The organism is Arthrobacter sp. zg-Y1116, from assembly GCF_024385485.1.
Lineage (GTDB): Bacteria > Actinomycetota > Actinomycetes > Actinomycetales > Micrococcaceae > Arthrobacter_B.
On sequence record NZ_JANFLR010000001.1, the window covers coordinates 196,629 to 210,578 of the forward strand.

A 13,950-nucleotide genomic window follows, 5' to 3' on the forward strand; every position below is an offset into this window, starting at 1 on the left:
GCAGGGTGCCGCTACCAGCTGACCGCCTGGTGGAACCTTCGCTCGAATTCCGAGGCCATGGAGGACGTAAAGCCGGCGGTCAGGTGGTTGTCGTCGAGGTAGACGTAGCTGTTCCCGATCACCGGCCTGCAGAGCCCTTCGGGACAGATCAGATCCGAAAAATCGATGAATGAAGTGCCGCCGGCGTATTCGGCGGGCGGAAAGTCCGGGGACAGCTGGAGCGGAACGGTGCAGTCCTCGGGACCGTTCACCTCGGCACAGACCTGCATGTCGAAGGAGAAGCGGGGATTGTCGCGGAGACCGACGACTTCGATTCCGGCGTCACTGAGCCGTTCGGCCGCAGCCGGGAAACCGTCCATCATGGCGTCGTCACCTTGGTCGGCCCTCGCCGCGGTGACAACGGTGACGACGGCATCGGGCTTCATCTCCAGGGCGTATTCAGTTGCCGCCTCGTTGAACCCGCTGCAGCCCTCCGGCTCGTTATCCGAAAAATCACCGTAGGGGCAGCCGCCCCGCAGCAACGCTACGATCCGATAGTTGTGCGTTTCGACCATCGGTTCGATCGCTTCGATCCACTGCTGTGCATGCGAGCTGCCGATGATAAGGATCGTCCGCTCCGCCGAACCCGTGTTCGAGGTACTGAAACAGCCGTCTTCGAGAATCGGGTCCGACGGGCCGTCCGGGATCTGCGAGCATTTCAGCGGGAGGTCTCCCCAGCTCTGCGGATCGGCGGCCGACGCCGGACGGACCGGCACTCCCGTCGGCGCGCCGTCGTATCCCGGAAGGAGGACCCGGGCGCCGGGGTAATTGATCTCGGCTTCCGCCTGCCGCTTGTCATCCTGCACCTTGAGCGAATACTGCAAGCCCGCCAACGGCACCGCCACCGCGGCCAAACAGGCAACGATCACAGTGACGGCGCGCTTCCCGGGGGCCGGTCCCTGCACCGCACGGAGGGGATTGTCTACAAAGCGGGTCGTCAGATACGCCAGTGCCAGTGAAAGCGCAATGATGAACGAACCCCCGACGAGCCCCACTTCCTGCCGGTCCCGCCAGGCAAGGTAAATGACCAGCACGGGCCAGTGCCACAGATAAAGGGCATAGGACATATCACCCATCCGGACCAGGGGGCCCCAGGACAGGAACCGGTCCACGCCGAAACGGCTGCCGGTCTGTCCGGCCAGGATGACCAGCGCCGCTGCCGCCAGGGGCCAAAGCGCCACAAACCCGGGGAACTGCCCCTGCACATCGAGGATGAACCCGCCGCTGAGGATCGCGGCCAGGCCGATCCATCCGGCGGCTATCCTCAGTCCCCTGCCCGGATGCAGGTAGGGAAGGGCAAGGGCGAGCAAGGTACCGAAGGCAAATTCCCACAACCGCGTACGGGTATCGAAGTAGGCGTGGGCCTGGTTTGTGTAGGTCTCAATGACAGAGAAGGTCAACGACGCTGCAAAGACCACCCCGAAAACCGCGAGGACAACGCTGCGGAACCGCTTCCGCCACGCCCTGGCAATCAGGGCACAGAGCGCAAACAGCAACGGCCAGAGGATGAAGACCTGGCCCTGTACCGACAGTGACCAGAAGTGCTGGAACGGGCTCGCCACGCTCTGGTCTTCCGCGTAGTAGTCCACGGAGTTCGCTGCCAGGGCCCAGTTCTGTACGTACAGCAGCGATGTCCAGGCCTGCGCAAAGATCTCCATCCACCGGCTCCGGGGCACGAACAGCGCCGTAGCGACGAGCGTCCCCAGGATCACGACTGCCGCGGCGGGCAGCAGGCGTTGGAAAACACGCGTCCAGTACTGCCGCAGCTGCAGCCTCCGGCCGGTCTCGCCTTTCCGGATGAAGGAGAGCGAGAGCAGGAAAGCAGAGACCAGGAGGAAGACATCCACGCCCCCGGACACCCGGCCGAACCAGATGTGGTAGCTGGCCACCATGAGGACAGCAAGCGCCCGAAGGCCCTGCACCTCAGGTCGGTATCCGGGGTTGGCGGGCGTCGGCGAAAGCCGATCCGCTGACTGCGGTAAAGACGAAATCTGGCGGGTCACACTGGCCTTTCTGAAGCGACATTCCCCATGTGGAGTGTAACGCCGGCACCTCACCTTTCCTGCACAGGCGGTGCCGTCGGACCCGTCATCCCCAGGGTCCGGGCCGCCGCGGCGGATGCCGCCGGGCGGCCCTTAGGCTGAATTCCTCAACAGCAGGATCGGCGAGACCACCGCACGGGTTGGAGGAAATTTGCTGCTTCATATGACCGTTGCCTCGGCGCCGGGCACGGTTCCGCCGGCGGGCATGACCCGGCGCGAGGTGGTGATCAAGATGACTGCAGCGCTTTCCGGAAACGCTGTCGCCGTGCTCCTTGAGCAACGCTACGGTCCGGGACGGTATACGATCCATGGTTCCCCGCTGGAGCAGCTGACGCCGGGCGACGCCCCGTTCATCACCGGGGCCGTGATCCTCCATTCCACGGACTCACCCGACGGCGGCGTCCCCGGTGCAGATGCGGCTCATGCCGCCGCCCCTCCCCTGCGGCTGGCCGTGTGCACCGGACCTGATGCCGGGAACATCATTGCCCTGCAACGGGGCACGCATGCCATCGGCAGGGCGGGCCCTGCGGACGGCGGACCCCCGCCGAAGGTCGGCATTGCCGACCCGGCCTTGTCCCGGCAGCACGCGGAGCTCGTGGTGGGAGCCGAAACAGTGCTGCTTCGTGATTCGGGTTCCGCCAACGGCACCTGGGTCGACGGCCGCCGTGTCCGGAGGGCCGTCGTGGACACAGGATCTCTGTTGAAATTCGGTTACAGCAGTTGCCGGCTGTTCCTTCCCGCCGCATGGCAGGAGGCACCGGGTCCTCCGGAAGACCCCTTCCAGCCGCTGACCGTCCGGTTTCCGGAGCACGGAGCAAAAACCGGGCTTCTCCTGGTGGGGGCGCTGCTTCCGTTGGTCCTCGGCATCGTGCTCGCATTGGCAACCGGCATGTGGATGTTCCTGGCCTTCAGCGCCGTCTCCGCAGTTACCGCCCTGATCACCGCTGCGGGTGCCCGCCGCCGGCGGCGCGAACAGGCCGCTGCCATTGCCCGGGCTGCGGAAGAGGACGGCCGACGGCGCAAACTGGCTGCACCGGATCCCGGAGCGACCGCCTTGGCCATGGAATCGGTGCCGCAGCGGAACGGCCGGGTGCACAGCACCCCGGTGTGTCCGGTGCGGATCGGAGCGGGCACGCAGCCGGCGAATCTGGAGGCGGTTCCGCCGCAGCCGCATTTCAAACCGCCGCAGCTGCAGGAGGCACCGGTGGTCCTTTTCCTGGGCAAGGACCGGGAGATCTGCCTGCAGGGGTCCGCGCGTGATACTGCTGCCCTGGGCAGAACACTGCTCCTCCAGGCGTCCGCCGCGGACGGCCCGCTGATTGTCTGCGTCGGGACCGCCGCAGAACTGGAAACATCCGCCAGGTTCCTGCCCCGCGTCGCCCTTGCGGCACTGCCGGCGGCTTCGCCTGCGGCCGTCGGTTCCGCTTCCGCCCGCTTACGCGCCCTTCTCAGCGATCTTCCCGTCCCCTCCGGAGGCGTCCCGTTCGTCCTGTTCGTCCACCGTTCCTGGGCGGAGCACGCCGGGCAGCTGCTCCAGTCCCTGCCCGAACCCCACTCCGCACACGCGGGCATCATCAGGATGGGGGGACCGCCTGCGCCGGTGACGGTAACGCTGCTGGGAGGCCGCGGCACCTTTGCGTCGGGGGCCGCCACGTTCGACTTTGTTCCCGACTTGATCCAGCCGGGGACCTTCGAGCGGCTCAGCCGGCGGCTGGCGGCCCGTCGGCTACCGCGGCCCGCCGACGTACCGGGCCGGCTCCCATCGGCAGCCGCTTTCGACGAATTCCATCCGCCGGCCCCGGATCAGATCCTGGGCGGTTGGCAGGCAGATGCCCGGGCCGACGGCGCCGCGGCCGTCGTCGGTGTCTCACCATCCGGGCCGGTCACCCTGGACCTGGATAAGGACGGCCCGCATTTCCTGGTGGCGGGAACCACCGGGTCCGGAAAATCCGAATTCCTGCGCACTTTCGTGGGCTCCCTGGCTGCTTCGCATCCCCCGACGCTGTTCACCGTCCTGCTGATCGATTTCAAGGGTGGGTCCGGACTTGGCCCCCTCGCACCGTTGCCGCATTCCGTGGGGCTCCTGACGGATTTCTCCGCAGAGACCGTTGCGCGGGCGCTTGTCTCCCTGCGTGCCGAGGTCCGCCGCCGGGAGGTTCTCCTCGCCGGCGTCGGGGCGGACAACCTTTCCGCCTACAACGCAGGACACCGTCCGGCGGAGGGGCTCCCCCGGTTACTGGTTGTGGTTGACGAATTCCGGATGCTCGCTGACGAGGTGCCCGCTGCCCTTCCCGAGCTGCTGCGGATTGCGGCCATCGGACGTTCCCTTGGGCTGCATCTCCTCCTGGCAACGCAGCGTCCCCAGGGAGCCATCACCACCGATATCCGGGCGAACATTGCCACGAGCATCGCACTGCGCGTTCAGTCCGGCGTCGAGTCCCGCGATGTCATCACCACGGACGCGGCGGCCGCCATCCCTCCGGACATCCCGGGACGGGCATACGTCAGCAAAGGCGGCCTGCCCCCGCACTTGTTTCAAAGCCTGTCCACGTCCCTGCGCAGCGGTACGGGCGAGAGTCCCCTCAAGGAACTGGCGGAGTATTACCATTCCCCGGGTGCCGACGCCGTGGGGGACCCGAAGGCGCTGAATCGGGTGGTTTCCGCAGTTCGGGCGGCAGCCGCTATCGGGGGCTTTCCTGTTCCATTCAGCCCAGTACGGCCGCCCCTCCCCTCTTCCCTGACCGCTGGCCAGCTCACCCGCTGCGCCGACGACATCCGGGAGCAGCTGCCGGGCGGGCTAGTGCTCGGACTGCTGGATGAACCGGGAAAACAACGGCAGCGCACCCTGTCCTGGCATCCGGAGGCAGACTCCCATCTGGCGGTCCTGGGTGCTCCGAGGTCCGGGGCTCCGGACGCCCTGGCGCTCATCGCCGGGCAGCACCTCGCCGAATTGCCCGGCCGGCATCTGTACATTCTGGACGCAGACGGCAGCCTCGCGTGGCTGGCGGCGGCAGAGCAGACCGGCGCCTACGTGGGCTCCCATGACACGGCCCGCGCCGCCCGTGTCCTGGCTTATCTGGCATCCCTGATCCTGCAGGCCACGGCGCCGTTCCGGGCACCGGGCGGCCATAGTCACGCCGGAAGCGTCGACCCGCAGCACTCCGGCATTGGCATGGCCGCTGACGGCGGAGCCGCTGGAGGGACCACGCTGATCATTACCGGCTGGGCCCGCTGGTGTACGGCGTTTCGGTCCGGCCGCGGGCTGTCCGGAGAAGAGGATCTGGCGGACCTGGTCCGAGACGGGGAACGGGCGGGCATCTGCGTCGTTCTGGCCGGGGACCGGGAGGTCCTCAACGCCCGTTTCTTTCCCCTCATCCCCAACCGCATGTTCTTCCCCGCGGATGCCAGCGCCGAAACACTGCTGATCTGGCCACGGCTTCCGCCCATGGACCGGGTTAGGGGACGCGCCTTGGTTCAAGGACGATGCGGAACCGCAGAAGGCCTGTCCGCCCAGCTGCTCGCCCACGACCCACGGGTGGATCCGGAGCAGCTGATCCCGTTGCCGCCGGGCCGCCCGCGGCCGCACCGGATCGAAAACCTGCCTGTGTCCGTCCGGCCCTCAGCTCTGGGGCCGGCCCCGACCACGGACCATCTGCCCGTGGGGGTGTACGGCGACGAACTCGACACCGCTTCAGTCCGGATCCCGCCCGGATCGGTTTTCCTGGTGGCCGGACCGCGGGGTTCGGGCCGGACTACGTTCCTCCGCCAGCTCCAGCGCTCCGCCGACTCCTCCCTGGAGTGCTGCTTGGTGTCGACACAGGAAGAACTGGAACCGGTGTTTTCCGCCCTGGAACGGCGGCAGGAGGATCTGCGCCGCTTCCTGATCCTGGTAGATGACTCGGATTCCCTGCCGGTACCGGCCCATCAGAGACTCGCCGGGGTCCAGGCCCGGGGCGCCAGGATTGTCGTTGCGGCAGTGTCCGGGCACCAGTTGACTGCGCGGGTCCCGCTGGCCCTGCACATCCGATCGGCACCGCTCGGGGCACTGCTGCGGCCCGTGACGCAGGCGGACGGGGATGTGTTCGGCGTTCGGGTTGATCCGGCCGCCCGCCGTCCGCCGGGCCGGTGCTACCTCGTCGACGGGACGGAGGTCATCGAAGCGCAGGCTGCCTATGCTCTTCCCGCTTAGCGACAGGCTCCGGACGGCTCGGTTTTCCGGGGCCCGGCGGGACCGGGATGCCGCCTAGAAGGTTTTGTTGCTGTCCGTGAGCCTGCTGGTGTGTGCCAGGACCGGCTTTGTGAACAGGAGCAGCAGGACCGCCGCAGCGGGCAGCAGCAACCCGAGGCCGGCCAGGACCAGGCCTGCCTGCAGGGTCGGAACGGCCAGGATCACTACAAAGAGCTGCCAGACCAGGGCTGCGGAGCGGGTCCAGCGGTATCCGCGGAAAAAGAAGTGCCCCACTGCCAGCAGCCACACTGCGAGGGCCACGGCAAAGACCAGCGTGAAGACGGCGCCGCCCATGGACAGCGGTGTCGAAGTCGCCAATTGGTAGCCGTACCACGCCGCGAAACCAAGCAGGCAAAGGGCTTCGAGTACGAGCACGGCGGCGATGGCAAGCACAGCGGGGGCACGCTGCACCGAGGGAGGTTTCTGGGGTGTTGACACACTGGCAGAATACCGGACATCGTCTCCCCTGGAGCCCCGAAGGAACTCGGCGGCCCAGCAGACAGCTCTTCACGGCGCCCGGCAAAGGCCCCGGTTCGGCCCGGTCCCGGCGTCACATTAACCACCCGACAGACACCGGGGTAAGGGGCGGGTGAGACACAACAATGTCCGGCTGTGTGACTTCCGGAACTGGAACGAATTAGCAATTCCCGGTTCGGCGCACGCAGGTAATGTGATGCATCCCTCAGCCCTGCTGCCATATTTTCCGCCCGATACCCCTTGTTTGCTTTGGCCTGACGTGCCACGCTAGAACAAGGGAAAACAGGGGCCGAAACCGGCCCCTTTAGTTTGTAGTTGCTCGTGAATGTTTTCACAAACACGTAGGAGTCAACTTTTCAGAGGAGATAGTGATCAACATGGATTGGCGGAGCCGCGCAGCTTGCCTGGATAAAGATCCGGAGCTTTTCTTTCCCGTGGGCAATACCGGCCCGGCTCTTCTTCAGATCGAAGAAGCCAAGAGCGTCTGTCGCCGCTGCCCGGTGATCGATACCTGCCTCCAGTGGGCAATCGAAACCGGCCAGGACGCCGGCGTATGGGGCGGCATGAGCGAAGACGAACGCCGCGCGTTGAAGCGCCGCGCAGCGCGCGCCCGCCGCGCCTCGTAAGCAGGACTTCCCCGGCGGAAATGATGCCGGTACAACAAAGGGCCGCTGCCATTGGCAGCGGCCCTTTGTTGTACCGGGAGTATTCCCGCGGGATCAGGTACGCCGGTACTCGGTATCCAGGCCCATGTCGATCCGGACTTCCGTGCCGCCGCTTTCGCCTGCGGACCACTCGATGGTGCCGTCCAGTTCGCTCTGGACCAGGGTCCGGACAATCTGCAGGCCCAGGCCCTCCCGCCGCGGTCCGGGCGGCAGGCCCACGCCGTCGTCGCTCACCGTCACGGTGAGCCGTTCCTCACGGCCGGCTTCGCCGTGCCGCTGCGCAGCCAGTCCGACTGTGCCGCGCCGGCCCGCCAGTCCGTGTTCGACCGCGTTGGTCACCAGTTCATTGATGACCAGGGCCAGTGGAGTGGCAAGGTCGCTCGGAAGTTCGCCGAAGGATCCTTCGCGGCGGGTCCGGACTTCCTGCGTCGGCGAGGCAACTTCGGCGGACAGCCGGAACTGGCGGTCGATCAGCTCGTCGAAGTCCACGTTCTGCGTCAGGCCCTGGGACAGGGTCTCGTGCACCAGTGCAATGGTGGACACTCGGCGCATGGCCTGGGCAAGGCCCAGTTTGCCTTCATCGCTCTCCATCCGCCGTGACTGCATCCGCAGCAACGCCGCAACGGTCTGGAGGTTGTTCTTCACCCGGTGGTGGATTTCGCGGATGGTGGCGTCCTTTGACACCAGTTCCATCTCACGGCGGCGCAGTTCGGAGACATCGCGGCAGAGCACCAGGGCACCGAAACGTTCCTTTTCGTCCCGCAGCGGGATGGCGCGCAGGGAAAGGCTTACGCCGCGGGACTCTATCTCCGTCCGCCACGGCATCCGCCCGGTGACCACCAGCGGCAGCGTTTCATCAACCATGCGCCGGTCCTTGAGCAGCGCCGTGGTGATCTCCGCGAGGGAACGCCCCTCGAGAGTCTCCATGTCGCCCAGCCGGCGGAATGCAGAAACGCCGTTAGGACTGGCGTACTGCACAATCCCTTCGGCATCGAGCCTGATCAACCCGTCTCCCACGCGGGGAGCACCCCGGCGGGACCCGGTAGGCGTGGCGAAGTCGGGCCAGAGGCCCAGCGTTCCCATCCGCAGCAGGTCGTAGGCACATTGCCGGTAGGTCAGTTCCAGGCGCGAGGGCATCCGCGAGCTGGACAGGTCCATGTGCGAGGTCACCACGGCCAGGGTCCGGCCGTTGCGGACGAACGGAATCGCTTCCACCCGCATGGCTGTTTCCGCGGTCCAGCTGGTTTCACTGGACCGCTCTATGTGCTGGCTTCGCCACGCAGCGTCCACCAGCGGGTGCAGGTCCGCGCGGATGCGTTCGCCGACAAAGTCGCTGTGGAACACCGTGTGCGACGTCGACGGGCGGGCATGCGCCAGCGCCACGTAGCCGCCGTCGGGCACGGGGAACCACAGCGCCAGGTCGGCGAATGCGAGATCGGCAACAAGCTGCCAGTCCCCCACCAGCAGGTGCAGCCATTCGGCGTCGCCGGGGCCGAAATCCGCGTGGTCCTTGATCGGGTCGGTAAAGATTGCCACTGGTACCCCGGACTAGCGGCGGACGATGGAACGAAGCAGGCGAAGGGCGACGGAAAGCGATGCCATGTCGTCCTCCTCCAGGCGGTTTACTTCGCTGAACATCTTGGAGGCGCGCTGCAGGTGGTCGGCATTCTCCTGCTCCCATGCCTGCAGGCGCTCCGACGGATCCGTGCCGGACCGGTCAGGAGTAGCCTCCAGCACAGCCACCGTCATATCGGCAACCGTCGAGTACAGGTCATCACGCAGGGCTGCTCGCGCCAGGGACTGCCACCTGTCTTCACGGGGCAGCTTCGTGATCCGGTTCAGCAGGTCGTCAATCCCGTACTGGTCGTAGACGGCGTAGTACACGCCAGCGACTTCATCCGCCGGAACTCCGGTTGCCTTGCTGGACAGGGCAACATCGAGCAGGCCGAACGACTCGAACTGCTCGGCCCAGTACGTCCCCAGTTCCTTCGGGATGTCCAGCTCGCGCGCCTTCTGCAGCATGCCTTCCACCCGCTCGGCATCGGAACCGCGCAGGAAACGCGTCAGGTCCGAGATCAACGGCTGGACGACGGGCCGGAATGCTTCGATGTCCTCGGCGATCGTTGTTCCCCGGCCAACGTGGTTGACGAACCAGCGCACCGCGCGGTCCAGCAGCCGCCGCAGGTCCAAATGCATCATTGACCAGGTCTCCGTCGGGAAGCCGGCGGGTAGGCCGCCAAGTTCCGCCAGGACCTTGTCAATGCCGTAGATCTCCCGCAGCGCGGTGAAGGCACGGGCCGTCTCCGCTTCGGTCGCCGAGGTTTCCTCGATCACCCGGAAGGCGAAAGTGATGCCGCCGATGTTGATCATGTCGTTGGCTACCACGGTGGAGATGATTTCGCGGCGCAGCGGATGGGTGTCCAGCTGGTCCCCGAAACGCTCGACGATCTGCTTCGGGAAATACCGGCGCAGGGTACCGGCAAAGTAGGGATCGTCGGCCAGGTTCGAGCGCGTCAGCGCCTTCGTCAGCTCGATCTTTGCATACGCCGCAAGCACGGCCAGTTCGGGCGACGTCAGGCCGCCCTCACCTGCGGCAATGCGCGCGTGCAGTTCCTGGTTGCCGGGCAGGGCCTCGAGTTCACGGTCAAGGTCGGCATGTTCCTCGAGCCAGTCCATCAGGCGCTCGAAACTCGGGCTGGCTTCCACGACCCGCTGCCGGTCGTTGAGCAGCAGCATGTTCTGGTCGATGTTGTCCTGCAGGACGAGCTGCCCGACTTCGTCGGTCATCGAGTGAAGGAACTCCGCACGCTCCTGCGGATCCAGCCGGCCGGCGGCGACCATCCGGTCCACGAAGATCTTGATGTTCACTTCGTGGTCCGAGCAGTCCACGCCTGCGGAGTTGTCGATCGCGTCGGTATTGAGGATGACCCCGGCGCGGGCCGCCTCGATGCGTCCGCGCTGCGTCATTCCCAGGTTTCCGCCTTCGCCGATAACCTTGACCCGGAGGTCACGGCCGTCCACGCGGATGGCGTCATTTGCCTTGTCTCCGACATCGGCGGAGGTCTCGGCCGAGGACTTCACGTAGGTGCCGATACCGCCGTTGTAGAGCAGGTCCACCGGTGCCGTAAGGATGGCTTTCAACAGTTCGGGCGGGCTCATCTTGGTTGCCGTGTCGGGCAGGCCCAGAACCTTGCGAACCTCCGCCGACAGCGGAATGCTCTTGGACTGGCGCGGGAAAATGCCGCCGCCGGCGCTGATCAAGGACTCGTCATAGTCCGCCCACGACGAGCGGGGAAGCTCGAAGAGGCGCTTCCGTTCGGCATGCGACCGGGCTGCGTCGGGGTTCGGATCCAGGAAGATGTGCCGGTGGTCGAAGGCAGCCACCAGCTTGATGTGTTCGGACAAAAGCATGCCGTTGCCGAACACGTCGCCGCTCATGTCGCCGACACCGACCACGGTGAAGTCCTGGTTCTGGGTGTCGATCCCGAGTTCGCTGAAGTGCCGCTTGACGGATTCCCAGGCGCCGCGGGCGGTGATGCCCATGGCCTTGTGGTCGTAACCCACGGAGCCGCCCGAGGCGAAGGCGTCACCAAGCCAGAAGTTGTAGTCGGCGGAGATGGAGTTGGCAATGTCGGAGAACGACGCCGTGCCCTTGTCCGCAGCCACCACCAGGTAGCTGTCGTCACCGTCGTGGCGGACCACGCGCTCCGGCGGCACTACTTCCTCGCCGGACTCCTTGACCACGAGGTTGTCGGTCAGGTCCAGCATGCCCCGGATGAAGGTGCGGTAGCTGTTCTTGCCCTCTTCCATCCAGGCACCGCGGTCCACGGCGGGATCGGGCAGCTTCTTGGCGTAGAAACCGCCCTTGGCGCCGGTGGGAACGATCACTGCGTTCTTGACCGTCTGGGCCTTGACCAGCCCCAGGACTTCGGTGCGGAAGTCTTCGCGCCGGTCGGACCAGCGCAGCCCGCCGCGGGCTACCTCGCCGAAGCGCAGGTGCACGCCTTCCACCCGTGGCGAGTAGACCCAGATTTCGTACTTCGGGCGGGGGAACGGAGCACCGTCGATGGCACCGGTGTTCAGCTTGAAACTGACGTACGCCTTGTCCTGGTAGAAATTGGTGCGCAGCGTGGCGTTGATCAGGGTGGCAAAGGTGCGCAGCACGCGGTCGGCGTCGAGCGTCGGCACCTGCTCGAGGCCGGTCTCCAGGGCGGCGCCGGCCTGCTCGACGGCGGCCCGCCGCTCGTCCTCGGTCAGGTCCGGATCAAAGCGTCCTTCGAAGAGCGCGATCAGTGCATGGGCGACGTCGGGGTTGGCCAGCAGTGTGCCTGCCACGAAACCGTAGGAGTTCGCCGTGCCGACCTGGCGCATGTACTTTGCGTACGCCCGAAGGATGACCACCTGGCGCCAGCGCAGTCCCTGCCGCAGGATCAGCCGGTCAAAAGCGTCGGACTCGGCAGTCCCGGACAAACCGGCACGGAAGGCTTCGGCCAGCAGGGATCCGGTCTCCATCGGATCGATGCCGGCGGGGTAGACGAGGCCCAGGTCGTAAAGGTAGAAGGTCGTACCGTCGCCCCGCCGGATCTCGAAGGGACGTTCGTCGAGCACTTCCAACCCGAGGTTGTGCAGGAACGGCAGGATCTGGGTCAGTGATTTCGGCTCGGTCAGGTAGAGCTTCAGTCGGGCGTCCTCCGGGCCTTCGACGTCGGTGCGTTCGCCGTCGGTGCCTTCGCCGTGGGTGCCGGACGGAATGTAGACGAACAGTTCCGGCGCGGTTTCCGGGCGGGCGAGCCGTGCTTCGAACCGGGCAATGTCCTCCAGGGCATCTTCGACTTCGTAGGCCACGCGGTAGGCGGCCGGGAAGGCGTCAGCCCAGAGTGCGGAGAGCTTTTCTGCCTCCTCGCGGGAGAACTGGGTGCGGACTACCTCTTCGATGCCCTCGCTCCATGAGCGTGTCGCCTGCACGAGCCGGGCCTGGAGTTCAGCGGCATCAACGTCGGTGATTTCCTGGCCGCGGGGAAGCCTGATCCGGAAGAAGAGGCGGGCGAGCGCGGATTCCGTCATCCGCGCTTCGAAATCGATGGACTCTGCGTTGAAGGTGGAGCGCAGTTCGTCCTGGATGCGCAGCCGGACCGGCGTCGTGTAGCGGTCACGGGGCAGGAAGACGATGGCGGACATGAACCGGCCGTAGATGTCCGGCCGGAGGAACAACCGGGTGCGCCGCCGTTCCTGCAGGCGAAGGATGGCCAGGGACGTATCCAACAGCGTCGAGGGGTCGATCTGGAAGAGTTCGTCGCGGGGGTAGGTTTCCAGGATGGAGAGCAGGTCCTTGCCGGAATGCGAATCGGCCGGGAACCCGCAGGTACGCATCACATCGCGGACCTTGTCCCGGACGATCGGGATGCTGCGCACGGAGCCGGTATAGGCGCCGGTGGCGAAGAGCCCGATAAAACGGCGTTCGCCGTTGACGTTGCCCTGCTCGTCGAACCGCTTGACCCCGAGGTAATCGAGGTAGGCAGGCCGGTGCACGGTGGAACGTGAGTTGGCCTTGGTAATGACCAGGGCGCGCTTTTCGCGTGCCTTTGCGCGGCCTGCACCGGTCAGTCGCTGGACCCGCCGGGTGGAGTGCAGGCGCAGCAGCCCCAGTCCGCTGCCTTCAGTGGGACGGAGGGCGTCTTCGCCGTCTTCGGTGATGAGGTCGTATTCCCGGTAGCCCAGGAAGGTGAAGTTACCGTTGTCCAGCCATGTCAGCAGTTCGCGTGCCTGCTGCAGGTCGGGGATGTCCCGTGCCCCGGGCACCGCTTCGAGCGAACGCGCGATCTCGTGCACCTTCGAGCGCATGGCCGGCCAGTCCGAGACCGCGATCCGCACGTCGCCCAGCACCTTCTGCAGGCCTTCGACGAGTTCGGAGCGCTTCTCCTCGTCGGTAATCCGGGCAACATCGATGGCGATCCAGGATTCCACCTTGGTGGTGCCGCCGTCGCCGCCGCCCAACAGGTCGGCCAGGTTCGGCAGGGCGGCGGTGTCGCCGCTGGAGACGCCGGCGGCAGCGGGAACCCGCTGCACCTGCTGCAGCTCCCCGGTCCGGGGATCCCGGGTAGCCAGGAAAATGGGGTGCACCACCAGCCGGATAGCGGCGTTGCGGCGCACCAGCTCTGCCGTCACGGAGTCGACAAGGAAGGGCATGTCATCCGTGACAATAAGGATGACGCTGGTATCGCCTTGATCCACCATGTCGACGGCGGCGGTGCCTTCGGCGCGGGTCAGCGCCAGTTCCATGTGCTTTTGCGCCCGCTCCCTCAGAACCGACGGCGCGTAGGCCTGCGCATCTTCACGCGCCAGATGCTCGTAGTAGTTCCCGATGAATTCATCCAGGGAAGTGTCCGAACTGAAAAGATCCGCGATGCGGGATCCTGACGACATGTAATACGCCTCCGATAGTACTTACGTCCGGCTGCCCCGTTGCAGCCTCTTCTTATCGAGCCTAGCCGCGAATGCG

General features: G+C 66.1%; 6 protein-coding genes. 2 read left to right on the top strand and 4 right to left on the bottom strand.

Features of this window, described 5'->3' with window-relative positions:
• Window positions 1-11: 11 nt before the first annotated feature.
• Entirely contained in the window at window positions 12-1,961 is a 1,950-nt protein-coding gene (locus NNX34_RS16090; RefSeq protein WP_255764711.1) for an acyltransferase family protein, read from the bottom strand.
• Between the two features lie 283 nt (window positions 1,962-2,244).
• Between NNX34_RS16090 and NNX34_RS00915 the strand changes: the two genes are divergently transcribed.
• Window positions 2,245-6,270, top strand: a complete 4,026-nt coding sequence (locus NNX34_RS00915; RefSeq protein WP_255764712.1) for an FtsK/SpoIIIE domain-containing protein — start codon at window positions 2,245-2,247, stop codon at window positions 6,268-6,270.
• Between the two features lie 54 nt (window positions 6,271-6,324).
• Here NNX34_RS00915 and NNX34_RS00920 read toward each other — a convergent pair whose 3' ends face one another.
• The gene (locus tag NNX34_RS00920; protein WP_255764713.1) at window positions 6,325-6,747 is read right to left on the bottom strand and encodes a hypothetical protein; all 423 of its coding nucleotides are present in this window, start codon (window positions 6,745-6,747) and stop codon (window positions 6,325-6,327) included.
• A 416-nt stretch (window positions 6,748-7,163) separates the two neighbouring features.
• Here NNX34_RS00920 and NNX34_RS00925 point away from each other — a divergent pair, with 416 nt between their 5' ends.
• On the top strand, window positions 7,164-7,412 hold the full coding sequence (locus NNX34_RS00925) for a WhiB family transcriptional regulator (RefSeq protein WP_055239553.1): 249 nt from the start codon (window positions 7,164-7,166) through the stop codon (window positions 7,410-7,412).
• A gap of 93 nt (window positions 7,413-7,505) precedes the next feature.
• Here the strand turns inward: NNX34_RS00925 and NNX34_RS00930 are convergent, their stop codons facing one another.
• A complete protein-coding gene (locus tag NNX34_RS00930; protein ID WP_227918357.1) occupies window positions 7,506-8,987 on the bottom strand; it encodes a sensor histidine kinase in 1,482 nt (493 codons plus the stop codon).
• 12 nt (window positions 8,988-8,999) lie between these two features.
• Window positions 9,000-13,874 (bottom strand): NAD-glutamate dehydrogenase, encoded by a 4,875-nt coding sequence (locus NNX34_RS00935; RefSeq protein ID WP_255764714.1) that lies wholly within the window; start codon window positions 13,872-13,874, stop codon window positions 9,000-9,002.
• Window positions 13,875-13,950 lie beyond the last annotated feature (76 nt).